The organism is Pseudomonas sp. SJZ080 (genome assembly GCF_007828295.1).
GTDB lineage: Bacteria > Pseudomonadota > Gammaproteobacteria > Pseudomonadales > Pseudomonadaceae > Aquipseudomonas > Aquipseudomonas migulae_A.
In genome coordinates this window covers 499,630-524,788 of the sequence record NZ_VIUK01000001.1, presented here as the reverse complement: position 1 = coordinate 524,788, position 25,159 = coordinate 499,630, and the positions used below count along the sequence as shown (strand labels likewise).

At 61.0% G+C, this 25,159-nt stretch carries 23 protein-coding genes and 1 pseudogene; 14 read left to right on the top strand and 10 right to left on the bottom strand.

Annotation, left to right across the window (positions count from 1 at the left end):
* Positions 1 to 58: 58 nt before the first annotated feature.
* From FBY04_RS02415 to FBY04_RS02405, 3 genes are all read left to right on the top strand, one after another.
* Positions 59 to 409, top strand: a complete 351-nt coding sequence (locus tag FBY04_RS02415) for a MerR family transcriptional regulator (RefSeq protein ID WP_145314395.1) — start codon at positions 59 to 61, stop codon at positions 407 to 409.
* A 24-nt stretch (positions 410 to 433) separates the two neighbouring features.
* Positions 434 to 1,120 carry an SDR family oxidoreductase gene (locus tag FBY04_RS02410; RefSeq protein WP_145314394.1) on the top strand — a complete coding sequence of 229 codons (687 nt, stop codon included), beginning with the start codon at positions 434 to 436 and terminating at the stop codon, positions 1,118 to 1,120.
* 250 nt (positions 1,121 to 1,370) lie between these two features.
* Positions 1,371 to 2,729 (top strand): 8-oxoguanine deaminase, encoded by a 1,359-nt coding sequence (locus tag FBY04_RS02405; RefSeq protein WP_084319113.1) that lies wholly within the window; start codon positions 1,371 to 1,373, stop codon positions 2,727 to 2,729.
* A 155-nt stretch (positions 2,730 to 2,884) separates the two neighbouring features.
* Here FBY04_RS02405 and FBY04_RS02400 read toward each other — a convergent pair whose 3' ends face one another.
* The gene (locus FBY04_RS02400; RefSeq protein WP_084319115.1) at positions 2,885 to 3,973 is read right to left on the bottom strand and encodes a calcium:proton antiporter; all 1,089 of its coding nucleotides are present in this window, start codon (positions 3,971 to 3,973) and stop codon (positions 2,885 to 2,887) included.
* Positions 3,974 to 4,165: 192 nt separating this feature from the next.
* Here FBY04_RS02400 and FBY04_RS02395 point away from each other — a divergent pair, with 192 nt between their 5' ends.
* Complete coding sequence (locus tag FBY04_RS02395) at positions 4,166 to 5,119, top strand: adenosine deaminase (protein ID WP_084319122.1); 954 nt, start codon at positions 4,166 to 4,168, stop codon at positions 5,117 to 5,119.
* 111 nt (positions 5,120 to 5,230) lie between these two features.
* Here the strand turns inward: FBY04_RS02395 and FBY04_RS02390 are convergent, their stop codons facing one another.
* The 3 genes from FBY04_RS02390 to FBY04_RS02380 form a co-directional block, all read right to left on the bottom strand.
* Positions 5,231 to 6,613: an MFS transporter gene (locus FBY04_RS02390; protein WP_084319123.1), complete on the bottom strand. Its 1,383-nt coding sequence runs from the start codon at positions 6,611 to 6,613 to the stop codon at positions 5,231 to 5,233.
* Positions 6,614 to 6,738: 125 nt separating this feature from the next.
* Complete coding sequence (locus FBY04_RS02385; RefSeq protein WP_084319125.1) at positions 6,739 to 7,473, bottom strand: helix-turn-helix transcriptional regulator; 735 nt, start codon at positions 7,471 to 7,473, stop codon at positions 6,739 to 6,741.
* A 314-nt stretch (positions 7,474 to 7,787) separates the two neighbouring features.
* The gene (locus FBY04_RS02380; RefSeq protein ID WP_145314393.1) at positions 7,788 to 8,717 is read right to left on the bottom strand and encodes a LysR family transcriptional regulator; all 930 of its coding nucleotides are present in this window, start codon (positions 8,715 to 8,717) and stop codon (positions 7,788 to 7,790) included.
* A 118-nt stretch (positions 8,718 to 8,835) separates the two neighbouring features.
* On the opposite strand from FBY04_RS02380, the gene FBY04_RS02375 reads away from it, so the two are divergent.
* The 3 genes from FBY04_RS02375 (at position 8,836) to FBY04_RS32280 (ending at position 10,477) form a co-directional block, all read left to right on the top strand.
* Positions 8,836 to 9,129 (top strand): putative quinol monooxygenase, encoded by a 294-nt coding sequence (locus FBY04_RS02375; protein WP_145314392.1) that lies wholly within the window; start codon positions 8,836 to 8,838, stop codon positions 9,127 to 9,129.
* A 32-nt stretch (positions 9,130 to 9,161) separates the two neighbouring features.
* Positions 9,162 to 10,175, top strand: a complete 1,014-nt coding sequence (locus FBY04_RS02370) for a zinc-binding alcohol dehydrogenase family protein (RefSeq protein ID WP_145314391.1) — start codon at positions 9,162 to 9,164, stop codon at positions 10,173 to 10,175.
* 131 nt (positions 10,176 to 10,306) lie between these two features.
* A complete protein-coding gene (locus FBY04_RS32280) occupies positions 10,307 to 10,477 on the top strand; it encodes a hypothetical protein (RefSeq protein ID WP_167362912.1) in 171 nt (56 codons plus the stop codon).
* A gap of 8 nt (positions 10,478 to 10,485) precedes the next feature.
* On the opposite strand, the gene FBY04_RS02365 is transcribed toward FBY04_RS32280, so the two are convergent.
* Both FBY04_RS02365 and FBY04_RS02355 read right to left on the bottom strand, forming a co-directional pair.
* Positions 10,486 to 11,682 (bottom strand): multidrug effflux MFS transporter, encoded by a 1,197-nt coding sequence (locus FBY04_RS02365; protein ID WP_084319132.1) that lies wholly within the window; start codon positions 11,680 to 11,682, stop codon positions 10,486 to 10,488.
* 219 nt (positions 11,683 to 11,901) lie between these two features.
* Positions 11,902 to 12,099, bottom strand: a complete 198-nt coding sequence (locus FBY04_RS02355) for a heavy-metal-associated domain-containing protein (RefSeq protein ID WP_084319134.1) — start codon at positions 12,097 to 12,099, stop codon at positions 11,902 to 11,904.
* Between the two features lie 147 nt (positions 12,100 to 12,246).
* Between FBY04_RS02355 and FBY04_RS02350 the strand changes: the two genes are divergently transcribed.
* The 3 genes from FBY04_RS02350 to cueR all read left to right on the top strand — a co-directional run bounded on the left by FBY04_RS02350 (position 12,247) and on the right by cueR (position 15,628).
* Positions 12,247 to 12,630: a hypothetical protein gene (locus FBY04_RS02350; protein ID WP_145314390.1), complete on the top strand. Its 384-nt coding sequence runs from the start codon at positions 12,247 to 12,249 to the stop codon at positions 12,628 to 12,630.
* Between the two features lie 194 nt (positions 12,631 to 12,824).
* Entirely contained in the window at positions 12,825 to 15,218 is a 2,394-nt protein-coding gene (locus FBY04_RS02345; RefSeq protein WP_145314389.1) for a heavy metal translocating P-type ATPase, read from the top strand.
* Positions 15,215 to 15,628, top strand: coding sequence for a Cu(I)-responsive transcriptional regulator (gene cueR / locus FBY04_RS02340; RefSeq protein WP_084319140.1), 414 nt, complete (start codon positions 15,215 to 15,217; stop codon positions 15,626 to 15,628). Before FBY04_RS02345 ends, cueR begins: the two co-directional genes overlap by 4 nt.
* On the opposite strand, the gene FBY04_RS02335 is transcribed toward cueR, so the two are convergent.
* Positions 15,582 to 16,799 (bottom strand): MFS transporter, encoded by a 1,218-nt coding sequence (locus tag FBY04_RS02335; RefSeq protein ID WP_145314388.1) that lies wholly within the window; start codon positions 16,797 to 16,799, stop codon positions 15,582 to 15,584. The genes cueR and FBY04_RS02335 overlap by 47 nt on opposite strands.
* A 195-nt stretch (positions 16,800 to 16,994) precedes the next feature.
* Complete coding sequence (locus tag FBY04_RS02330; RefSeq protein ID WP_084319144.1) at positions 16,995 to 17,888, bottom strand: PA4780 family RIO1-like protein kinase; 894 nt, start codon at positions 17,886 to 17,888, stop codon at positions 16,995 to 16,997.
* 470 nt (positions 17,889 to 18,358) lie between these two features.
* Between FBY04_RS02330 and FBY04_RS33115 the strand changes: the two are divergent.
* Together FBY04_RS33115 and FBY04_RS33110 are read left to right on the top strand one after the other, a co-directional pair.
* A pseudogene (locus FBY04_RS33115) lies at positions 18,359 to 19,447 on the top strand (cache domain-containing protein); the annotation flags it as partial.
* Between the two features lie 90 nt (positions 19,448 to 19,537).
* The gene (locus tag FBY04_RS33110) at positions 19,538 to 20,251 is read left to right on the top strand and encodes a methyl-accepting chemotaxis protein (protein ID WP_371927686.1); all 714 of its coding nucleotides are present in this window, start codon (positions 19,538 to 19,540) and stop codon (positions 20,249 to 20,251) included.
* A 126-nt stretch (positions 20,252 to 20,377) separates the two neighbouring features.
* Here the strand turns inward: FBY04_RS33110 and FBY04_RS02315 are convergent, their stop codons facing one another.
* Both FBY04_RS02315 and FBY04_RS02305 read right to left on the bottom strand, forming a co-directional pair.
* Positions 20,378 to 21,169 carry a helix-turn-helix transcriptional regulator gene (locus tag FBY04_RS02315; RefSeq protein ID WP_084319148.1) on the bottom strand — a complete coding sequence of 264 codons (792 nt, stop codon included), beginning with the start codon at positions 21,167 to 21,169 and terminating at the stop codon, positions 20,378 to 20,380.
* A 212-nt stretch (positions 21,170 to 21,381) separates the two neighbouring features.
* Positions 21,382 to 22,659: an acetyl-CoA C-acetyltransferase gene (locus FBY04_RS02305; RefSeq protein WP_145314386.1), complete on the bottom strand. Its 1,278-nt coding sequence runs from the start codon at positions 22,657 to 22,659 to the stop codon at positions 21,382 to 21,384.
* A 245-nt stretch (positions 22,660 to 22,904) separates the two neighbouring features.
* On the opposite strand from FBY04_RS02305, the gene FBY04_RS02300 reads away from it, so the two are divergent.
* Together FBY04_RS02300 and FBY04_RS02295 are read left to right on the top strand one after the other, a co-directional pair.
* A complete protein-coding gene (locus FBY04_RS02300; RefSeq protein ID WP_145314385.1) occupies positions 22,905 to 24,257 on the top strand; it encodes a 3-oxoacyl-ACP reductase in 1,353 nt (450 codons plus the stop codon).
* 2 nt (positions 24,258 to 24,259) lie between these two features.
* Entirely contained in the window at positions 24,260 to 25,114 is an 855-nt protein-coding gene (locus FBY04_RS02295; protein ID WP_145314384.1) for a MaoC family dehydratase, read from the top strand.
* Positions 25,115 to 25,159: the final 45 nt, after the last annotated feature.

Genomic DNA, 25,159 nt, shown 5'->3' with positions numbered 1-25,159 from the left:
GCAACAAGGCTAAAGCCTGGAGTATGCTCCAGGGTCAAGCCCCCCTCGAGACGTCAGGATGCGTATCGGTGAATTAGCCCAGGCCAGCGCCGTCAGCCGTGACACGCTGCGCTTCTACGAACAACGCGGACTGATCACCGCGCAACGCAGCGCCAACGGTTACCGCGACTATCCGCCAGACGTGGTGCAACTGGTGCTGTACATCAAGACCGCTCAACGGCTGGGTTTCACCCTGGGCGAAATCGGCAACAGCGTTGCCACGTTGTGGCAGTCGCCCGACCCGGACTGCGCCGTCACGCAGCTGCTGCAAGACAAACTCAAACTGATCGAAACCCAAATGGATGAACTCGGCGCGCTGCGACACGAGTTGCAACAACGACTCGGGCAACGTTGCCCCTTAACTCCGTGATCCTCATTTATCAAGGAAGCACTCATGTCCAAGGCAAAAACCGCACTCGTCATCGGCACCTCCCGGGGCCTGGGCCTCGGCCTGGTGAAAACCCTGCTGGCCGACGGCTGGCAAGTCACCGCCACCGTGCGCAACCCGCAGAATGCCGATGCCTTGCAGGCATTGGGCAAGGTGCGGATCGAAAAGCTCGACATGGATGATCAGCAGGCGGTCATCGCGTTGAGTCAGCAACTCAAGGGCGAAGTGTTTGATCTGTTGTTCGTCAACGCCGGCGTCAAGGGTCCGGAAGTACAGACACCGGGCGGCGCGACGTTGGCTGAAGTGGGTCAGTTGTTTTTCACCAATGCGGTGGCACCGATCAACCTGGCACAACGTTTTGTCGGGCAAATCCGCCCGGACAGCGGCGTGCTGGCGTTCATGAGTTCGGTGCTCGGCAGCGTGACCATGCCGGACGCGCCAGAGCTGGCGTTGTACAAGGCGAGCAAGGCGGCGCTGAACTCCATGACCAACAGTTTCGTGACGCAATTGGGCGAGCAGAAACTGACCGTGCTGTCGCTGCATCCGGGTTGGGTGAAAACCGACATGGGCGGCGAAGGCGCTGATATCGATGTGGAAACCAGTACGCGTGGACTGGTGGATCAGGTGGATGCGTATGCCGGCAAGGGCGGGCATCACTTTGTGAATTACAAGGGCGAGACCATTCCCTGGTAACACCGCAATCCTGTGTAGGAGCCGGCTTGCGGGCGATGCAGACACCTCGTTCTGTCAGTGATACTGATGAGATGCTATCGCCAGCAAGCCGGCTCCTACAGGTTAGTCGTCGTCCGGTCGGGAGGGGCTTGCCCGCAACGTGGTTTTGTTTGAAACTCCGCACCTCGTCCCCCGCGGCGACCCTGGATCAGCAGACAGGGTAATCACTGAGCTGGCTAACCTGAACCCACTTTCAGAGGAGCCGGCCAACATGCCTGCGACCCGTACCTGGTTAAAAAATCCCCTCGCGATCTTCACTGCCAATGGCCTCGATGCCCGCGGCGGTCTGGTTGTGCAAGACGGTCTGATCGTCGAAGTGCTTGCCGCCGGCCAGCAACCTTCTTCGCCTTGCGGGCAAGTATTCGATGCCCGCGAGCATGTGATCCTGCCGGGGCTGATCAACACTCATCACCACTTTTATCAAACACTGACCCGCGCCTGGGCGCCGGTGGTCAATCAGCCGTTGTTCCCGTGGTTGAAAACCCTGTACCCGGTCTGGGCACGACTCACGCCTGAGAAACTCGCCCTCGCCACGAAAGTCGCGCTGGCTGAGTTGCTGCTGTCTGGTTGCACCACCGCCGCCGATCACCATTACCTGTTCCCGCAAGGCCTGGAAAATGCGATCGACGTGCAAGTCGAGAGCGTCCGCGAACTGGGAATGCGCGCCATGCTCACGCGTGGTTCCATGAGCCTCGGCGAAAAGGACGGCGGCCTGCCTCCGCAGCAGACCGTGCAGGAGGGCGAAGTGATTCTCGACGACAGTCAGCGCCTGATCGCCGAATACCACGAACGCGGCGATGGCGCGCAAATCCAGATCGCTCTCGCGCCGTGCTCACCGTTTTCGGTGACCCCGGAAATCATGTCGGCCAGTGCCGAGCTGGCAAACAAGCTCGATGTGCGCCTGCACACCCATCTGGCCGAAACCCTCGACGAAGAAGACTTCTGCCTGCAGCGCTTCGGCCTGCGTACTGTGGATTACCTGGACAGCGTCGGCTGGCTCGGCCCGCGCACCTGGCTCGCGCATGGCATCCACTTCAACCCGGACGAAATCGCCCGCCTCGGCGCGGCGGGCACCGGCATTTGCCATTGCCCGAGCTCGAACATGCGCCTGGCCTCCGGCATTTGCCCGACACTGGACCTGACCGCTGCCGGCGCGTTGCTGGGCCTGGGCGTGGACGGTTCGGCGTCCAACGATGCGTCGAACATGATGCTCGAAACCCGCCAGGCGCTTTACATTCAGCGGCTGCGTTATGGCGCCGAGAAAATCACCCCGGAACGGGTACTGGGTTGGGCGACCAAGGGTTCGGCGAGCTTGCTCGGGCGTACCGATATTGGAGAACTGACGGTGGGCAAGCAGGCGGATCTGGCGTTGTTCAAACTGGATGAGCTGCGCTTCTCGGGAAGTCATGATCCGGTGTCGGCGTTGCTGTTGTGCGGCGCGGACCGCGCGGATCGGGTGATGGTGGGTGGCAAGTGGCGAGTGATTGACGGGCAGGTTGAGGGGCTGGATCTCAAAGGTTTGATCGCCGATCACAGCCAGGCGGCTCGGCAGCTCATCGCAGGCACCTGATACAACTCAGACCCAATGTGGGAGCGGGCTTGCTCGCGAAAACGGTATGTCATTCAGCATTAATGTCGACTGAAACACCGCTTTCGCGAGCAAGTCGAATCGTCGCACCGCCGCTCCCACATGGGATTCGTTTCCACAGTGGTTTTGTGGTGGGGTTACAGACCGAGCAGCGACAACATGATGAACGTCGCAAACAGAACGAAGTGGGTCATGCCTTCGATCGCATTGGTTTCGCCGTCGTTGAGGTTGATCGCGCTGACGATCAGGGTGAGGAAGATCATTACAGTCTGCACCGGCGTCATCGCCATCTGAAACGGTTGACCGGTGTAAAGCGCCACCGCTTCCATCACCGGCACCGTCAAGATGACTGTCGACAATGAGGCGCCCATGGCGATGTTGACCACCGACTGCATGCGGTTGGCCAGCGCCGCGCGCAACGCCGTCAGAATCTCCGGTGCCGCGGAAATCGCCGCCACCAGAATCGCCGTGATCACCGGCGGTGCGCCTGTCCCTTCCAGGCCCAGGTCGAGGGTCTTGGACATCACCTCGGCCAATGCACCGATCACCACCACACCAAACACCAACGTTCCGATACTCAACGCGAGATTGACCGGCTCCGGTGCTTCTTCCGGGGCTTTCTTGCGGCGTTTTTCCGGGTAGCTGTAGCTGAAAAAATAGCTGTGCGGCCCGACCTGCATGCGCAGAAACAAAGTGTAGAGCATGACCATCGCACCAATGGTGAACGCGGAATACATCTTCCAGTTCGCCTCGGGAATAAACTCCGGCACCACCATGGAAACGCCCATGGCGGTGAGGATCATCACGCTGTAGCTGCGTGCCGAGTCATCGTTGTAGGACTGTTCGCCGTGTTTGATCCCGCCCATCAACGCCGCGAGGCCGAGGATGCCGTTGATGTCGAGCATGACGGCCGAGTAAATCGTGTCGCGCACCAGTGTCGGTGAGGCTTCGTTGCTCATCATGATCGCCAGGATCACCACTTCCACCAGCACGGCCGCCAGGGTCAGGATCATCGTGCCGTAGGGGTCGCCGACTTTTTCCGCCAGCAGTTCGGCGTGATGGGCGACGCGCATGGACGCGACGACGATGAAGGCGATCAGCACGAGGCCGGCGGTCAGGGCTATAGGCTGGCCGCTGTGCAGCATCCAGTGTTCCATCGGGTAAGCGATGAAGGCGGCGATCAGGGCCAGCAGCAGAAACTGTTCTTGCTTGAGGAATGTGAGCATTGCGGGCCTTTTTGCCGAATGGAGCTGAGTCAGCGTGATGAGATACTGACTGCGGAGCCGTGCTAACGTTTCGTTACACCTTAGCCCACCAATGGATGGCAGCCGATCGATGAACCTCTTGGTCAGGTTTTACCAATTGTTGCAGCGAGCATCTGTAGAATGCCGTCATTGCACCTGATGAGATTTCAACAAATGTACGATTGGCTGAATGCCCTGCCCAAGGCAGAACTGCACCTGCACCTCGAGGGTTCGCTGGAGCCCGAGCTGCTGTTCGCTCTGGCCGAACGCAACAAGATCGCCCTGCCGTGGAGCGATGTCGAAACCCTGCGCAAGGCGTACGCCTTCAACAACCTGCAAGAGTTTCTCGACCTGTATTACCGGGGTGCCGATGTGCTGCGCACCTCCCAGGATTTCTACGACCTGACCTGGGCCTACCTGTTGCGCTGCAAGGCGCAGAACGTGATCCACACCGAACCGTTCTTCGACCCGCAGACCCACACCGACCGTGGCATCCCGTTCGAAGTGGTGCTTAACGGCATCGCTGCCGCGCTGAAGGACGGCGAGCAGCAACTGGGCATCACCAGCGGTCTGATCCTGAGTTTCCTGCGGCACTTGAGCGAAGACGAAGCGCAGAAGACCCTCGACCAGGCGCTGCCATTCCGCGACGCGTTTGTGGCCGTCGGCCTGGACAGTTCGGAAATGGGTCACCCGCCAAGCAAGTTCCAGCGGGTGTTTGATCGTGCCCGTCACGAAGGTTTCCTGACCGTCGCTCACGCCGGTGAAGAAGGCCCGCCGGAATACATCTGGGAAGCCATCGACCTGCTGAAAATCCAGCGTATCGACCATGGCGTGCGCGCCATCGAAGACGAGCGCCTGATGCAGCGGATCATTGACGAGCAGATCCCGTTGACGGTGTGCCCGTTGTCCAACACCAAGCTTTGCGTGTTCGATCACATGTCACAGCACAACATTCTCGACATGCTTGAGCGCGGCGTGAAAGTCACGGTGAACTCGGATGATCCGGCGTACTTCGGTGGGTATGTGACCGAAAACTTCCATGCGCTGTACACCGATCTGGGCATGACTCAGGATCAGGCCAAGCGCTTGGCGCAAAACAGCCTGGATGCCAGGTTGGTAAAACCGTAAGAACACCGAAGATCAACGGTAGGAGCTGGCTTGCCAGCGATGGTCTGTCAGCCAAATTGATGTCGACTGACACACCTTCGCTGGCAAGCCAGCTCCCACAGGGTTCTGTGTTTAGGCGACGGGCGCGGCTTCAGTCAACTCCTCCAGTGTTTTACCCCGCGTCTCCATCCCGAACACCCACACCACCCCCGCCGCGATCGCAAAACACATCGCCCCCAGCGCGAACACGCCGCCCTGCCCGGTCATCGGGAACACCAGCCCGGTCACCAATGGCCCGAGCAACGAACCCACCCGGCCAATCGCCGACGCAAAACCGGATCCCGTGGCCCGCGCCGACGTCGGGTACAACTCAGGCGTGTAGGTGTAAAGCACCGCCCACATGCCGAACAGGAAAAACTGCATCAACAGCCCCGACGTAATCAGCAAGCCGACATTGCCGCCAAACACCGCACTCTGACCGTAAAGAAACGCCATCACCCCGCCGCCGAGCAATGTCACCACGCACACCGGTTTACGGCCCCAGCGCTCCACCAGCCAAGCGGCCATGAGGAAACCGGGAATCCCGCCGAGGGAAATCAGCACGGTGTAATACACCGACTGGGTCACGGCGAAACCCGACTGCTGCAGCAGCGCGCTGAGCCACGACGTCAACCCGTAGAAACCCAGCAAGGCAAAGAACCAGACGCTCCAGATCATCATCGTGCGCTGGCGATACAGAGGCGACCATATCTGCTGCAACGCCGAAAAGAAGTTGCCCGGCGTACTTTCCACACGCGGCAAGCGGATCGGCTCGGGCAAATCCGCACGACCCAGCGATGTCCGGACCCGCGCTTCGATTCCCAGCAAGACCTTGTCCGCCGCCTCATCATGCCCAGCCTGTTCCAGCCAGCGCGGTGACTCGGGAATGAAAAAGCGAATCGCCAGGACAAATACCGCCGGCACCGCCAACACCAGGAAAATGTCCCGCCAGCCAATCACCGGCAACAGGAAATACGACAGTACCCCGGCCGCGACAAACCCCAAGGGCCAGAAACCGTCCATCAACGCAATGTAACGCCCTCGCCTTTTCGCCGGAATCAATTCCGAAAGCATCGACTGGGCGATGGGAAACTCCATGCCCATGCCGATTCCCAGGAGAATGCGGAAGAGCGTCAGCGTCTCGACATTCTGCGCCGTGGAGCACAGGTAACTGGCGATGCCCCACAACACAATGCTCCACTGGAACACCGGTTTGCGGCCGAAGCGGTCCGCCAGCATGCCGGACAGTGACGCGCCCACGACCATGCCGAAGAAACTCGAACTGGCGAGCAACCCGGCCTGCGCCGTACTGAGGCCGAACTCGGTTTTGATCGAGCCGAGCAGGAAAGTCATCATCGCCAGATCCATGGAGTCGAAGAAAAACGCCAGGGCGATGATGATGAAAATGATCCGGTGATAACCGCTGATGGGCAGCCGTTCCAATCGTTCTGCCGCGCTGAAGCCTCGTGTTTCCATGCCACATCCCCCGTTCGAAAGTCCCTGATCGAGTGTGCGCGATGGCAGCCGAGGGTTATTGCTGGATGCGACCTGGCCGCAGCCCTGAACGACGCCCGAAACCCCGGACGTCGATTCCGATGCGTCTACAACGCCATTTCCAGCTCGGTCTCCTTGGCGAACCGATGGATTTCACGCTGCCCCGTCTCGGTGACATGCAAGGCTCGCGAATCGTTCGGCAAGCTCAGCCAGCCGGATTGCATGAACAACTGCAGCAACGCCGCGCCCAGTGAACCGCCCATGTGCGGACGTCTTTCGCTCCAGTCAGGACAGGCACAGGCGGCTCGACTGGTGGTCTGCGCCAGCGCCTGGACGAAAACGCCGCGTGTCGCCAGTTGCGTGGCGCCCTTGTGCGTGATCGATACCCGATGATCGAACTGTTCGATCCAGCCTGCATCCAGCAAGCGCTGGTACAGATCGGCGGCCAGCGTGCCGCCTAAATGATCGTCGCAGAGCCGGGCGCGCAACAAGGACGAAGGCGCGGCCTGACGTTTGGGGATGGCGGGGGGGCGGCTGAAAGTATCGGGAATGTCCCGAGGTGTGCTGGCGATCGTCGCACTGGCGAGCGCTTCTATCGCGGCTCCGATTTCGGGGGCGGCCAGCCGGAAGAATCGCTTGCGGCCGCGGGTTTCGACTTTCAACAGACCTCCGGCGGACAAACGCCCCAGGTGTGCACTGGCCGAAGACGGCGACAGGCGGGCCAGCAATGCCAGCTCTTCGGTCTGCCGCGCAGCGCCGTCCATCAAGGCCCACATCATTGCGCTGCGCTTTGGGTCAGCCAACAACGTGGCGATCTGGCTGATGCAAGGTGCATGTTCCATGTATTCACTCCCTGTTGAATCGTTTCGTCTACTGCTCGGAGACATCTTGACCAGTAATGTGTCGTCGGCCAAGACGTGGAAACCGCCATAAACCGGGCAAAGTCATCCACACACAAGCCATTGCTTCGAGGACATTGCAAAGGCCCTGGATTAAAGGTGGAGCCTGACCGACTCGAACGCGGACTCGCCGTGGCGAGAGCGACGGTGCGTACATGAGGCGGGCGCTAGTATAAGCGCGTTGATCGTCGGTTCCTGCCCCCCGGAAACCATTGGTGGTGATTGATCCTGAGGGAAATTTCGCTATTTGCCTGCGACTAATGATCGACACCCGCCAACGCGGGAAATTGACTGCCTATACGAGTACATCGGCTGGCAAGCATTTCCCGCAAAAGGTTCACCGGCTTACTCAATTGTGCGCGATGGGCGCACAGCAAATTCAGCGGTGCGCGCTCACAGAGCAGCTCCGGCATCAGCACTTTCAGGCGACCGGCCAACACATCGGCGGCGACATCGAGCCAGGATTTGTAGGCGATGCCGGCGCCCGCCACGGCCCACAAACGCACCACATCGGCATCGTCACTGAAGCGATCACCGCTGACGGTCAGGCTGACTTCGCGTTTGCCGTCGTGAAAACTCCAGTGGTCGTGAACCCGGCTGCCGAGCATGAACAGCAGGCAATTGTGCTGTGCCAGTTGCTCCAGTTGCCGTGGCTCGCCATGCCGGGCCAGGTAGCTCGGGGAGGCGCACAGAACGCGGCGGTTGTGCGGGGCGATGGGCAGCGCCACCAGGCTCGAGTCTTCCGGCTCACCGTAGCGCAGGGCAATGTCAACCGGTTGGCGGAACAGGTCGGCGATGCGGTCGCCCAACAACAGGCGCACCGTGAGTTTCGGGTGTTCGCGCTGGAACTCGTCCAGCCACGGCAGCAGCAGGTTGCGACCGAAATCCGAAGGTGCCGACAGCTGCAACACCCCGCTGACCTGGTCCTGACCGCTGGCCAACAAACGACGGCCCTCGTCGAGGTTGCTCAGCGCGGCCCGGGCATACTCGAGAAATCCTTCGCCCTCGGCGGTCAGGCGCAGGCTGCGCGTGGAACGGGCGAGCAACCGGGCGCCGAGTTGCTGTTCGATGCGCTTCAACGCCGCACTGGCCACCGCCGCCGACATGTCCATGCCCCGCGCCGCCGCTGACAGGCTGCCCAGGTCCGCCGCCCGGACGAACAACTGCAAGTCATCGAAACGCAGCATCTTCAGCCTCTATTATCAAAAAAACATTGAAAGAGACTGCTCTTTTAGCGGGTTTTATCTTGCAGAGAAATAGCTAATCATTTGTCGCATCGAAAACATACCGCTCCTGGAGCCGACCATGTCCCAGCCCTTCACCGCCATTGCCACCCTGATCGCCAAAGCCGGCCAACAGGACGCGCTCGAACAACACCTGCGTGTACTGCTGGAACCGACCCGCGCCGAAGCCGGTTGCGGTCAATACGACCTGCATCAGGACCTCGCCAATCCGCTGGCCTTCTACATGATTGAACACTGGAGCAGCGACGAAGCCCTGCAAGCCCATGACGCCAGCGCGCACATCCAGAACTTTCGCGCCAAGGCCGGCGACTTTCTCGAACACTTCGAGCTCAAGCGCCTGCGCTCCGTGGCTTGATCCCTTCCTCTATTACTGTTCCGGAATCGCTCATGAAAGCCATTGCCTACTACGCCTCGCTGCCCATCAGCGACGAAAAATCCCTGCAAGACATCGAACTGCCGGAACCGGTCGCCGGCCCGCGTGACCTGCTGGTGGAAGTCAAAGCCATCTCGGTCAACCCGGTGGACACCAAGGTCCGCCAGAACGTCCAGCCCGAAGGCGGCTTGGCAAAAGTGCTGGGCTGGGACGTGGCCGGCGTGGTCAAGGCCGTCGGCAGTGAAGTGACGTTGTTCAAGGCCGGCGACAAAGTGTTCTATGCCGGCTCGATTGCCCGTGCCGGCGGCAACAGCGAACTGCACGTGGTGGACGAGCGGATCGTCGGCCATATGCCGAAAACCCTCGGTTTCGCCGAAGCGGCCGCGCTGCCTCTGACCGCCATCACCGCGTGGGAATTGCTTTTCGAACGCCTGCAAGTGCGCGAAGGCAACACGGATGAAGGCCAGAGCCTGCTGATCGTCGGGGCCGCCGGCGGTGTCGGTTCGATCCTGACGCAACTGGCGAGTCAACTCACCGGTTTGAAAGTCATCGGCACCGCGTCCCGAGCGCAAACCCAGAGCTGGGTGCGTGAGTCGGGCGCCGACCTGGTGATCGACCACAGCCAGCCGCTCAGCGAAGAACTGAAACGCGCAGGCGTTGCGCAGGTGACCCACGTCGCCAGCCTGACCCAGACCGATCAGCATTTCGATCAATTGGTCGAGACCCTGGCGCCACAAGGCAAACTCGCGCTGATCGATGATCCGAAAGCGCTGGACGTGACCAAGCTCAAACGCAAGAGCCTGTCGCTGCACTGGGAGTTCATGTACACCCGCTCGCTGTTCGAAACGGCGGACATGATCGAGCAGCACAAACTGCTCAACCGCGTGGCCGGGCTGATCGATGCCGGGACACTGAAAACCACGGTGGGCGAGCACTTCGGGACCATCAACGCGGCGAATCTGCGACGTGCGCATGAGCTGCTGGAGAGCGGCAAGTCCAAGGGCAAGATTGTGCTCGAGGGCTTCTGAAACAGATTGATACAAGTGTCGTCTGCATGGACGACACCGTCAGTCCGAAGGTTGACCGTTGTCATAATTGCGATCGTATTCAGGTCTACAATCCGCTCTGCGATGCAATCTTTTAACCGAGGAGGTCAGCAATGAAGATCCTGATAAAAGAATTGGCAAAATCCCAGTGGCAGGTCCGCCTGGACCAACACGCGGTGACGTTCCGTAGCGAAGCTGAAGCGCGTGCGTTCACCCGAACCCTCGAAGCACGATTGCACGCCCCTCATCAGATTCCCGTCCCGCAGCAACGCGCTGCCGGCTGAGACCTTCCTCACACCTGGGCTTGCGCCAACGCCCGGGCATTTTGCAAACGCCGGGTGAGCATCGCCACGCTCACCACCAGAATTGCGCACAGGCTGATGACCATGGCCATCGGCACAGCGCTGCCGTCGTACAAAATACCCACCAGCGACGCAGCCCCGGCGGCGACGCTGAATTGCAGGCACCCGAGCATCGCTGACGCACTCCCGGCGCGGGCGCCCTGCCCGTTCATGGCACAGGCCGAAGCGTTGGGGAGGATGCAACCGAGGCTGGCGATGCAGATGAACAGCGGAACCAGCAGCGGCCACAATTGCTCGGTGTGCAGCGAACTGACGACCAGCAGCGTCAGGCCCGCCGCCAGGTAAATCCACACCGTACGCGCCAGCAAAAATGCGGGGCCACGCTTGGCCAGCAGCCGAGCGTTGATCTGTGCAACCAGAATGAAACCCGCCGCATTGGTGCCGAACAACCAGCCGAAATGCTCGGCCGGTATGCCGTAGAGTTTGATGAAGACGAACGGCGAACCGGCGATGTAGGCAAACATCCCGGCGATGGCAATGCCACCGGTCAGGGCGTGGCCGAGGTACACTGGGTCTGACAGCAGGCGACCGTACTGACGCAGCGCGCCTGACAGCGGTTGACGTGGCACATGCGCAGGCATGCTTTCCGGCAAGCCTAGCGCCACGGCCAGTGCCGCCAAGGCACTGAAACCGCTCAGCACCAGGAAGATCGACTGCCAGCCCGTGGTATTGACCAGCAACCCGCCGAGCATCGGCGCGAGAATCGGCGCCAGGCCCATGACCAGCATCAGTTGGGAAAAGACTTTGGCCGAACCCACCGCGTCGCATTTGTCGCTGACGATCGCACGGGAAATCACCATCCCCGCGCAGCCGCCCAGCGCCTGGACAAAACGCGCGCCGAGCAGCCATTCAAGGTTCGGCGCATAGGCGCACGCCAAGGAAGCGGCGGTGAACAGACCGACGCCCGTCAACAATGGAATGCGCCGGCCAAACCGATCCGCCACGGGCCCGTACATAAGCTGACCAATGGACAAACCCAGGAAATACGCGGCCAGTGTCAGCTGAACGTGTTGTTCATCGGTGCCGAACGCCAGCGCCATGGCCGGGAACGCCGGCAGATAAAAGTCGATTGCAAGCGGCCCAAAAGCGGTCAGGGCGCCAAGTATCAAAATGGTACGCAAGTTCATCAGGCATCCAGGACTGAGGTCGGCAGCTCCACAGTCTAGCTGCGTGGGGGCGCCTTGAACATTCCGATAGCTCGCTAACTATTAAATACCTCAGGATGAATGCAATACCAATGTGGGAGCGGGCTTGCTCGCGAATGCGGTGTGTCAGTCAACATCACTGCTGAATGACCCACCGCATTCGCGAGCAAGCCCGCTCCCACAGGGGATTTGCGTGTAGCTTCAGGCGACTTTCACTTCGTAGCCTTCTTCAGTGATCGCTGCGATCACTTCATCCGCAGTCAACGTACTCTCGACGCCGACTTCCTTTGCCGCCAGATCAATCCGCACGCTGGCCGCGGGATCCTTCGCTTGCAGCGCTTGAGTGATGGCTTTGACGCAGTGACCGCAGGACATGCCTTGAACGTTGAACACTTGCATGGAATGACTCCTTTAGTGAGATTGCGAGCAGTCTCGAGCTTGCCACCATGGCAAGGTCAAGTTCTGAAGTGATCTGCCGGGCTGGCAATCGGCGTCGCGCTCGGCCAAGCTGCGTGCATCTATGACTCGATCTCAGGAGATTCAGCCATGCGCTGGTCAGCTCTCAGCCTGTTTGGCTTCCTCAGCCTTTTCGCCGCCGTGCCCTCGGTCAATGCTGCCGGGGAGGATTACGGCGTGCTGATCATTTCCCGCGAGCGCCTGGAAGTCTCGACCAACTGCGAAATCGGCGTGTACATCCAGGATCAACTCTCGGCGCGGCTGTTTCAGGAACAAAGCACCTCGTTCAACCTGCCGCCGGGCAATGTTTCCCTGCGCCTGAAACTGCTGCCGGGCCAGGCGCCGGGTTGCAACCCGGGAATGTTGGCGCCGGGGTCGCAGAACATCACGCTCAAGGCCGGGGATGTGTTGAAGTTCCGGATTGCGATGACGCAGGAAGGGATGTATCTGAAGCCTACTGACCTCGGTTATTGAGTCGCCAGCGCCCTTTTGCAGGAGCAAGCTTGCTCGCGATGAACGATGACGCGGTTTATCTGAAACATTGCGCCGCCTGCATCGCGAGCAAGCTTGCTCCTGCAAAAGCGCAGTGTTGATCTGAATCATGGCGCTTGACCTTGCCAACATGGCAAGGTTGATCCTGTAGGCATCTTTTACAGGGAGCGCGACCGATGTCCGAAACCACCACTTTCGATCTGCCGATTGCCGGCATGACCTGCGCCAGTTGCGCCGGGCGTGTCGAGCGTGCCTTGAGCAAAGTCATCGGCGCCTCAGCGATCAGCGTCAATCTCGCCACCGAACATGCCCGCGTTCAAGCACCCAGCGACAGCCTGCCGGCGTTGATGGACGCGGTGCATCAGGCCGGTTACAGCGTGCCGCAGCAGAGTCTGGAGTTGAGCATCGACGGCATGACCTGCGCGTCGTGCGTCGGTCGGGTGGAACGGGCACTGGCCAAAGTGCCGGGGGTCAAAAGTGTCAGCGTCAACCTGGCCAATGAACGCGCCCACCTCGAACTGCTCGGTCAGATCGATCCACAACACTTGATCGCTGCCGTGACCAAGGCTGGCTACAACGCCAGCGTCTGGGAAGTCGAACACCCGACCACCGACACTCAGCAACAGCGCCTGCACCGTGAGCGCTGGGTCTTGATCATGGCGATCGCCCTCGCCTTGCCGCTGGTGTTGCCGATGGTGCTGCAACCGTTCGGCGTGCACTGGATGCTCCCGGCGTGGGTGCAGTTCGCGTTGGCCACGCCAGTGCAATTCATCTTCGGCGCCCGCTTTTATGTGGCCGCATGGAAAGCGGTGCGCGCCGGCGCCGGCAATATGGACTTGCTGGTCGCCCTCGGCACCAGCGCCGGTTATGGCTTGAGCCTCTACGAATGGGCCACCGCTGCCGGGCGCATGCCGCATCTGTATTTCGAAGCCTCGGCCGTCGTGATCGCCTTGATCTTGCTGGGCAAATACCTCGAAAGCCGCGCCAAACGCCAGACCGCCAGCGCCATCCGCGCCCTCGAAGCCTTGCGTCCGGAGCGGGCCATTCAAGTGATCGACGGCCGCGAACAGGATGTCGCCATCAGCGCCTTGCGTCTCAATGATCTGGTGCTGGTCAAACCCGGCGAACGCTTTCCCGTGGACGGCGAAGTGGTGGAAGGCCAGAGCCACGCCGACGAAGCGCTGATCAGCGGCGAGAGTCTGCCCGTGCCGAAACAGCCCGGCGACAAGGTCACCGGCGGCGCCATCAATGGTGAGGGTCGGTTGCTGGTGCGCACCTTGGCCTTGGGCGCAGAAACGGTGTTGGCGCGGATCATCCGCCTGGTGGAAGACGCGCAAGCCGCGAAAGCGCCGATCCAGAAACTGGTGGATAAAGTCAGTCAGGTATTTGTGCCAACGGTTCTGCTGATTGCATTGGCAACCCTGATCGGTTGGTGGCTGTACGGCGCGCCCATCGAAACGGCGCTGATCAATGCCGTCGCGGTATTGGTGATCGCCTGCCCTTGTGCGCTTGGTCTGGCCACGCCAACCGCGATCATGGCCGGCACTGGCGTCGCCGCGCGCTATGGCATTCTGATCAAGGACGCCGAAGCACTCGAGCGTGCCCATGAAGTCAGCGCCGTGGTGTTCGACAAGACCGGCACGCTGACTTCGGGTGCGCCACGTATCGCTCATTTAAGTGCCATCGATGGTGATGAAGCCGCCCTGCTGAAATTGGCCGGCGCCCTGCAACGCGGCAGTGAACACCCACTGGCCAAGGCGGTGCTTGATGCGTGCGTCGAGCGCGGTTTGACCGTGGCAGACGTCAGCGCCAGTCAATCGCTGACAGGTCGCGGCATCGCGGGCACGCTCGAGGGTCGGCGCCTGGCGTTGGGCAATCGGCGCTTGCTGGAAGAAAGCGGATTAAGCGCCGGTCCTTTGGCTGACTCGGCCACTGCGTGGGAAGCCGAAGGCCGGACCCTGTCCTGGCTGATCGAGCAAAGTCCGCAACCGACCGTTCTGGGCCTGTTCGCCTTCGGTGACACGCTCAAACCCGGCGCGCTGCAGGCGGTGCAACAACTCAGCGCCCGTCACATCAGCAGCCACTTGCTGACCGGCGACAATCGCGGCAGCGCCAAAGTGGTGGCCGAGGCGCTCGGCATCAAGGATGTCCACGCCGAAGTGCTGCCGGCCGACAAAGCCGCCACCGTCGCTGAACTGAAGAAAACCGGTGTGGTGGCGATGGTCGGCGACGGGATCAACGACGCTCCGGCCCTGGCCGCCGCGGACATTGGCATCGCCATGGGGGGCGGCACCGACGTCGCCATGCACGCTGCCGGCATCACGCTGATGCGCGGCGATCCACGACTGGTGCCGGCAGCGCTGGAAATCAGCCGCAAGACCTACGCAAAGATTCGTCAGAATCTGTTCTGGGCCTTCGTCTATAACCTGATCGGCATTCCGTTGGCGGCCTTCGGTTTCCTCAACCCGGTGCTGGCGGGCGCGGCGATGGCGTTGTCGAGCGTCAGCGTGGTGAGCAATGCGCTACTGTTGAAAACCTGGAAACCCGAGGATCTGGAGGACAACCGATGAACATCGGCCAAGCAGCCCGCAAAAGTGGCCTGAGCGCGAAGATGATCCGCTATTACGAGTCCATCGGCTTGCTCAAGGCGGCTCATCGCACCGACAGCGGTTACCGGGTGTACGGCGATGACGACTTGCACACGCTGGCGTTTATCAAACGTTCGCGGGACCTGGGGTTTTCACTGGAAGAGGTCGGCAAACTGCTGACCCTCTGGCAGGACCGTCAGCGCGCCAGTGCCGACGTAAAGGCCCTGGCTCGTCAGCACATCGACGAGCTCAACCAGAAAATCCTCGAACTCGGCCAGTTGCGCGACACCTTGCAGGACCTGGTCGAGCACTGCCACGGCGATCACCGTCCGGATTGCCCGATCCTCAAAAATCTCGAGTCGGGTTGCTGCGCCGCACCCGCTCGCCCCTGATCGCCAAACCCTTCACCACCAGCAATGTGGCGAGGGGAATGCCGTGGAACAACAGCACCACCGCTCCGGGCGCCCACCAGGCGTAGAACGGTGCGGCGATCAGCATGCCGACACCGAACCCGGTCATCTGTAACAACGTCAGGAAACTGAAGATCGGCAGGCGCAGGCTGTCCGGTTCCCGTTGCAGGCGCGACATCAGGCCGACTTCAGAGAAGCCGTCGCCCAACCCTGCCGGCAGTGAGAACAGCAGCAAACCGTAGAGGGTCTGCTGCTGGAACATCAGGATGAAGCCGCAGGACATCAGCAGCACGCCGAAGAAAAACCGTCGCTCCAGGTTCACGTTGTCCGAGCCTTTGAGGCGGCTGGCGATGCGTGCGCCGATGAGTTTTCCGCAGGCCCACACCGCCAGCATCAAGCCCAGCGTGGTGCTGGCGGATTCGGGTGTCAGCCATTTTGAAATGATCGGCAAACCCACGTTGTGTGCGGCGCTGCCCAGGGTATCGGCCATGGCAACCGCGAGCATCGCCGCCACCACCGGCGTAGTCCGCAGACCTTGGCGCAAAGCTGACCATTCGCCTCGTTCGTGATCGGCCTCGGCACCGGGAGACGGTCGGGCAAATCGCAGCGGCAGGATGAACAACGCGGCCAGCAGGTAAGTGACCACGTTCAGCGCGAAGACCGTTTCAAAGCCAAACGCTGCCACCAATAACCCCGCCACCAGACTTCCGCCGACCATTGCTGCCGACGACGCCGAAGTGATCCAGGCGTTGGTCTTGAGCAGTTGATCGCCTTCAATCAAGTGCGGCAACTGACTGTTGAGGCCGATCGCGAACATCGAGTTGCCGAAACCAAGACCGAACGCAATGACCGGCAGCAGCAACGCTTGTTGGGTAACCGGCAACACCAGCAGCAGGCCCAGCAATCCGGCGCGCAACAGGTCGAAGGCAATCAACGGCAGACGCCCGGCCCAGCGACGATAGAACCGGGTGCCGATGAGGCTGGCGAAAACCCCTCCGCCCACACGGCTGGCGAGGAAGACGCCGACGCTCATGGCGCTGTTGCTGAGCAGATAGACGTAGGTGGCTAGGGCGACCATGTTGAGGAATGCGCCGAAGTCCGAGATCAGACGGGCGGCGATGATCAGTTGGGCATTGCGGGTGGAGGTGCTCACATTCAATCCTTGAGTGTGGTGGTCTACACAAACCTTGTAGGCGCCGGCTTACTGGCGATGGCGGGCTAATGTTCAACATCGATGTTGGATGTGATGGCCTCATCGTCGGAACGCCGCCCGCAGCAAGCCGGCTCCTGCAGGGGGAGTTGTGGTGTTGCAAAAAACCCGGCCGAGGCCGGGTTTTTCGTCAACCGATCACTGCATCCAGGGCGGAGGCGGTTCTTCGGACTTGTTCGGTGGCGCGTCATCTGCCGCGCGGACCGCTTGCTTGCGCTCTTCATCCAGGCGTGCGGCCTCGATTTCGCGCATGATCCCGCCGACGTCGGCCAACTCTTCCGGTTCGTCGAACTCGCCGGTCAAGACACTGGCCGGGTGCAAGGTGCCGGCTTCGTACAACGCCCACATTTCCTTGGCGTACCTGGTCTTTTTCAGCTCCGGGGCAAACCGTCCGAAGTAGGACGCCATGTTGCCCACGTCGCGCTCCAGCATGCTGAACGCGTGGTTGTTGCCCGCCGCGTCCACCGCTTGCGGCAAGTCGATGATGACCGGGCCGGTCGGGGTCAACAGTACGTTGAACTCGGACAGGTCACCGTGCACCAGGCCGGTACACAACATCAGCACGATCTGCGAAATCAGGAACGCGTGATATTCGCGTGCCTGGTCCGGCTCCAGCACCACGTCGTTCAGACGCGGTGCGGCATCGCCGTACTCGTCGGCCACCAGCTCCATCAACAGCACGCCTTCAAGGAAGTCGTAAGGCTGAGGGACTCGAACACCGGCACCGGCCAGACGGAACAACGCCGCCACTTCGGCGTTCTGCCAGGCGTCTTCGGTTTCTTTCTTGCCGAACTTGGAGCCTTTGGCCATCGCACGGGCCTGACGGCTGTTGCGCACCTTGCGGCCTTCCTGGTACTCGGCCGCCTGACGGAAACTGCGTTTATTCGCCTCCTTGTAGACCTTCGCGCAACGTAACTGGTTGCCGCAGCGCACCACATAAACAGCTGCTTCTTTACCACTCATGAGTGGGCGCAGCACCTCGTCGACCAGACCGTCCTCGATCAGGGGTTCAATGCGTTTTGGAGTCTTCATCAGCTTTTATTGTGGGTCCTTTATTACCAAACACGCGAAAGTCATTCGTTATACGGCAATCCACTCGTTCGGGGGAGGGGTTGCCGACCTATGAACGTTACTGTGGATCTCAAGATGCACACAATGTGCCGGATTACCCAGCAAAACGGTAGGAGCGAGCTTGCTCGCGATGGTCGTTAACGATAACGCTTATTTACTGGATAAACGCGGTGCTCTTAAGTCTTTCGCGAGCAAGCTCGCTCCTACAGGCTCCTCGGCATTACCCCCTTTCGTAGGAATTTTCTCAATAGGCCTCAATTTTCGCCTACGTCAGCCGAAGTTATCAGTGACAAAAGTATTTGTCCGACAATCGTTCCTACAGAAAAAACGGATGCGCACTCACGGACCCGAGTTGAACCCTAACGTTTTCGGCTGCCAAAAACCGCGAGTCATCTGCACTGCGTGGGCCTACAAGAAAATCTGGAGCGCGGATGAACATCAAACAGAAGTTGACGTGGGCGTTTGCAATCATCGCCTGCTTGCCCGTAGTGCTGGTCGCCACCCTTGTTGTGCTGAACCTGCGCAGTGATGCCAAGGACGAATTCGTCGACAACAGCGGTCGCGAAATCCGTCAGGTCAGCAATGCCATGCAACTGTTCTTCGACGGCATCAGCCAGAACGTCGAGTACCTGGCCAAGCAACCGCTGATCACGAACTCCGACGACAGCCTCAAGACCTACATGAATGCCAACGCCGCCAGCATTCCCCAGGGCGAGATGGACAAAAAAGTCTTCGGCTTCCTGCAGGACCTGGGTAACGCCCATCCGTCTTACGCCTACGCCATCCTCGGCACTGCGGCTGGCGGTTACGTGTCGTGGCCGGACGATGCCAAGCTGGCCAACTACGACCCGCGCCAACGTCCGTGGTACAAGGCGGCCCAGGCCAAACCGGGCAAGCCGTTCCGTACCGAGGCCTATTACTGGGCCGAAAACGATACGTCCTACGTCAGCACCGTACGCACCATCGACAACAAGCTGGGCACCAACGGCGGCGTGGTCAGCATCGACGTGTCGCTCAAACAGCTCACCGAACTGGTCAAGCAGATCAAGCTCGGCGAAACCGGTTACCTGATGCTGCTGGAAAACTCCGGCACCGTACTGGTCGATCCGAAACAACCGGAACACAACTTCAAGGCCCTGGGCAGCCTCGGCGAGGGTTATGCGCAACTGGCCAAGGCCGGTAAAGGCCTGGTCGAAGTCGAACTCAATGGCGAGCGCTACATGGCCAACGTCTGGCCGTCCGAGCAACTGGGCTGGACTTTCATCGGCCTGATCAAGCAAAGCGACGTGATGAGCACCGCGACCCAACTGACCTGGTTGATCGCAATCATCGCAGCCGTGCTGGCAGTGGTCTTCGCCATCGTCGGCGCCAGTTTCGCCAGCGTCATCGTGCGTCCGATCCGTAGCGTGGCCGATGGCCTGGAAGGCATCGCCCAGGGTGAGGGCGACCTGACCAAAAACCTGCAAATCCGTGGCAGCGACGAAACCGCGCAACTGGCCAACTGGTTCAACCAGTTCCTGGCGGCGATTCGTAACCTGATCCAAAGCATCGGCGGCGCAGCGACCAAAATCCTCGCCACCTCCAAGAGCTCGACCCAGGTCTCCAGCGACATGGCTGAAGCGGCCGGGCGCCAGCGTGAAGCCGTGGACATGGTGTCCACCGCGTTCCACGAAATGGTCGCCACCGCCAACGAAGTCGCACGCTCCTGCAGTCAGGCCGCCGAATCGGCCGACAGCGGCCAGCGCCAGGCGCGTGAAGGTCAGCAGCAGATTGATGCGGCGGTCACCAGCGTTGATCGACTGAGCCAGGAAATCGAACAGTCGGCGCAATCGATGCAACAGCTGGAACGCGACAGCAATGACATTCAGTCGATTCTCGGGACTATCCGTTCAATCGCCGAACAGACCAACCTGCTGGCGCTGAACGCTGCCATCGAGGCTGCACGGGCCGGTGAACAAGGTCGCGGTTTTGCGGTGGTGGCGGACGAAGTGCGGGCCTTGGCCAAACGCACGGCCGATTCCACGGCGGAAATCGACGGGTTACTGGGTAACCTCGCCAAGCGCACCAGCCAGGTGACTCAGCAGATGCACGCGAGCCTGGAGGTGTCCCAGCAGTCGGTGACCCGCATCGGCGAGGCGCGCAGCAGCTTCGGGCAGATTCGTGAATCGGTGGACGTGATTCGCGACATGAACACTCAGATCGCTACGGCGGCGGAACAACAGCACCAGGTGGCGGAACTGGCGAATTCGGCGCGGCTGGATTCCCAGAGTCTGGCCGGATTGTCAAATGAGCTGGACGGGTTGGTTCGTCGTTTCAGAACCTGACATCGGGAACACTGCCGGTTGAAATGTGGGAGCGGGCTTGCTCGCGAAGCGGTGTGTCAGTCGACATCTTCGTTGCCTGACACACCGCCTCGCGAGCAAGCCCGCTCCCACAATTGACCTGCGGTGTTACTGCCGAAACAATTCTCCGGGCGTAAACCCGAACAACCCCTTGAACGCGGCAATAAACGCTGACGTCGAGTCGTATCCACAAGACAACGCGGTATTCGTCACGCTGTCCCCCTCCTCCAGCAAACTCAACGACGACAGCAGTCGCATCCGCTGACGCCAGCCGCGAAAACTCAGCCCGGTTTCACGCTGGAACAGGCGCATCAGGGTTTTCTCCGACGTGCCCAGTCGCTCCGCCCATTCCTGCAAGGTCACGTTCCGCTCCGGACTCTCGATCAGCTCATTGCACAGGCCCAGCAAACGTTCATGGCGCGGTAACGGCAGCGAGAAACCGACTTCGGGCAGATTCGCCAACTGGTCGAGCAACACACTCACCAACCGTGCTTGCGGGCTGTCGCCCTGTGGATACTCCACGGGCAGCAGGCAAAAACTCTTGATCAACTCCCGGGCCAGCGGCGTCACCTCCAGCACCCGGCACCGGTCGTCCGCCCATGGGCAATCCTCACGGCGCACATAAAGACTGCGCATCTCGGCGCGCATCGAGGTCACGACCTGATGCTCGAAACCCGCCGGAATCCAGATCCCCCACTGCGGCGGCGCAAAGAAACTGCCTTCGGCGGTGTGCACGCCGAGAACGCCGCTGATCGCGTAGGAAAACTGCACCCAGTCGTGGCGGTGAGACGGCGTCCACGAACCGGCGTTCAGGCTTTCCGCCCGCGCATACAGTGGACGCGGCAGCACGGTCAGGGTCGGGATCGTCCTTTCCAGGGATTGTTGTCCGTTAGTCGCCATTGACTGGCCTTGTGTCGCGAGGTGGCTAATAAGACGGACGTTAGGCCATGTCACTTATGTATTCAATATCGATGATTCCCTGTGGGAGCGGGCTTGCTCGCGAAGGCGGAGTGTCAGTCAACTAATGTATCGACTGACCCACCGCCTTCGCGAGCAAGTCGAATCGTCGCACCGCCGCGCCCACAGGTTCCCGGTTTTATTCAGTGAAATCATCAGCGCTCGACTATTGCGGTGACGCCTTGACCGCCCGCCGCACAAATCGAAATCAACCCCCGGCCCTTTCCGGCGGCATCGAGCAGCTTGGCCAGATTGGCCACAATACGTCCGCCAGTGGCCGCAAACGGATGCCCCGCCGCCAGTGAACTGCCTTTGACGTTGAGCCGGCTGCGGTCGATGGAGCCCAGTGGCGCGTCGAGGCCGAGGCGGGTTTTGCAATACTCAGGGTCTTCCCAGGCCTTCAAGGTGCAGAGCACTTGCGCGGCGAACGCTTCGTGGATTTCGTAGTAATCGAAGTCCTGCAAGGTCAGGCCATTGCGTGCCAGCAGACGCGGCACTGCATACGCCGGCGCCATCAACAGCCCTTCGGCACCGTTGACGAAATCCACCGCCGCTGCCTCGCCATCGCGTAAATACGCAAGGATCGGCAAGCCGCGTTCCTTCGCCCATTCTTCACTGCCCAACAGCACCAGCGACGCACCGTCGGTGAGCGGCGTCGAGTTGCCGGCGGTCAGTGTGCCTTTGGCGCTTTTCTCGAAGGCGGGTTTGAGCGAGGCGAGTTTTTCCAGGGTCAGGTCCGGGCGCAAGTTGTTATCGCGGGTCAGGCCGAGGAACGACGTCATCAGGTCGTTATGCCAACCTTCGGTATAGGACGCCGCCATTTTCTGATGACTTTCCAGCGCGAGTTGATCCTGCTCCGCGCGCGGAATGTTCCAGGTTTGCGCCATCAACTCGCAGTGCTCGCCCATCGACAAGCCCGTGCGCGGCTCGCCGTTGCGGGGAAATTCCGGGATGAGGTGCCCCGGTCGCAGTTGCAAAAACGTTTTCAGTTTGTCGGCGGTGGTCTTCGCGCGATTGGCTTGCAGGAGGATTTTGCGCAGGCCTTCGTTGATGCCGATCGGTGCATCGGACGTGGTGTCGACGCCGCCGGCAATGCCGCACTCGATCTGGCCCAGGGCGATTTTATTGGCCACCAGCAACGCCGCTTCCAGGCCGGTGCCGCAAGCCTGCTGAATGTCATACGCCGGGGTGGTCGGCGACAGCCGCGAGCCGAGCACGCATTCACGGGTCAGGTTGAAGTCCCGGGAATGCTTGAGCACTGCGCCCGCCGCCACTTCTCCCATGCGCAAACCGTGCAGGTTGAAACGCTCGATCAGGCCTTCGAGCGCTGCGGTGAGCATCGCCTGGTTGCTCGCGGTGGCGTACGGCCCGTTGGAGCGGGCGAAGGGAATCCGGTTACCGCCGATAATCGCGACACGGCGCAGCTGAGTCATGAAAAGCTCCTGATGAAATATCCAAATGCGAACACCAAACCCTGTAGGAGCCGGCTTGCTGGCGATGGCGGTGTGTCAGTTACATTGATGTCGACAGACCCACCGCCATCGCCAGCAAGCCGGCTCCTGCAAATCCGGGACAAAACCAATCCGCAATGTCCAAGCGTAGGCCTTATCTCGTGAATCGAACGACTGATTGCGATTCATGGTCCACACTTTGAACCCCAGCTGCTGGAGCGCGTTCCATGTCTGACCGCTATATTGACTTCGCCAATTCATCCATCGGCCATCGTCTGGTCGGGGCCCTGGGTCTGCCGTCGCCGGTGCGGCTGGAGCGCTGGCAAGCGGGCCGGCTGCGTCCGATCGAAGGCGCGCTGCTGATCGGCGGCGGGCCGCTGGCGGAAAAAGTCAGCGCCTTCGCCAATCGCCTGACCGATGCGATCTACAGCTACGGCAGCGAACCTTCGATCGCCACGGCATGGATCCCCGGCCACGGCCCCAAACTCAAAGCCGTGGTGTTCGACGCCAGCGACCTGGTGCAAACCGATCAGCTCAAGCAACTGCGCGAATTCTTCCAGCCGCTGATAAAAAACCTTGATCACTGTGCACACCTGGTGATTCTCGGGCGCGCGCCGCAGACTTTGAGCGACCCGTTCGCCGCCAGCGCTCAACGTGCCATCGAAGGTTTCAGTCGCTCGCTGGCCAAGGAGCTGCGCAGCGGCGGCACCTTGCAATTGATCCAGGTCGGCGAGGGCGCCGAGGATCAACTGGAAGGTCCGCTGCGGTTTTTCCTTTCGCCAAAAAGTGCATTCGTGTCCGGGCAAGTGATCCGCCTGGACGCCTGCGACACGCCAGTCACAGACTGGACTCGCCCGCTGGCGGGCCGCAAGGCGCTGGTCACGGGTGCGGCGCGTGGCATCGGTGCATCGATCGCCGAAACCCTGGCCCGGGACGGTGCCGAGGTGATTCTGCTCGATGTGCCACCCGCCAAAACCGATCTTGAAGCCCTTGCCGCACGCCTCGGCGGACGCAGCATCACTCTGGACATTTGCGCGGAAGACGCCGCCACGCAGTTGGTCGAACAGCTGCCTGACGGGATCGACATCGTGGTGCACAACGCTGGCATCACGCGGGATAAAACCCTGGCCAACATGACCCCTGAATTCTGGGACGCGGTGCTCGCAGTCAATCTCAATGCCCCGCAAGTGCTGACCAAGGCACTGCTCGACAGCGGCACCTTGCGGGATAACGGCCGGGTGATTTTGCTGGCGTCCATCAGCGGCATCGCCGGCAATCGCGGGCAAACCAACTACGCCGCAAGCAAGGCTGGTTTGATCGGTCTGGCCCAAGCCTGGGCGCCGCTGCTCAATGAGCGCGGCATCAGCATCAACGCGGTGGCGCCGGGATTCATCGAAACGCAAATGACCGCACGCATCCCCTTCGGTTTGCGTGAAGCCGGGCGCCGCATGAGCTCGCTGGGTCAGGGCGGCTTGCCGCAAGACGTCGCCGAAGCGGTGGCCTGGCTGGCACAACCGGGCACCGGCGCATTCACCGGGCAAGCACTGCGAGTCTGTGGACAAAGTGTTTTGGGGGCTTAGTGATGATCACCGATTGGCACACACTCAACCGCGAACCGAGCCTGCCAGGGTTGTATGTGCAGGCCGCGACGCGCCGCAAGATCACCGGGACCACACTGCCCGATTCGGGATTGCGTTGCTGGGTCGATGTCGATCCAAAACGCCTGGCGGCCTACCGCACTGTCTGCGGGTTTGCCGACAACAGTTTGTTGCCGCCGACTTATCCACACATCCTGGCCTTTGCGCTGCAGATGCAATTGCTCACGGCCAAGAATTTTCCGTTTCCGTTGCTGGGGCTGATCCATCTGAGCAATCGCATTCGCGTCTTCAGGCCCATGGGCGGCATCAACCGCGTGCGGGTCGGCGTACAGGTGCAGAATCTGCAGCCGCACGCCAAGGGAGCGACATTCGACCTGGTGACGACGCTCGACGATCAGTTGGGGGCGTTGTGGGAAGCCGAAAGCCGGATGCTCTGTCGCGGGGTCAAGCTCGAAGGCGAACCGGTCGAGGACGTACTGACCTCGACGTTGCCGCTGACCGAGGTCACCCGCTGGAAAGCGCCGGCGGACATCGGCCGGCAGTACGCCAAGGTATCCGGGGACTACAACCCGATTCACCTGAGTACGGTGAGCGCCAGACTGTTCGGCTTCCCGACCGCCATTGCCCATGGGCTGTGGAACAAAGCGCGGACACTCGCGGCACTAAGCGATCAATTACCGACTGCCAACGTCGAGATCGCCGTGCAGTTTCGCAAGCCGGTGCGGTTGCCCGGAGAGGTGACGTTGCTCGCCAGTGCGGCGGGGTCCAGTGGAGATTTTCAGCTGGTGGGTGCCGGAGATCTGGAACACATGGTCGGACATTGGCGACCGGTTGCCTGATCACTCGGCAGAAGATCGAGTCAGGTGGTGCCGGTCCGTATCAGC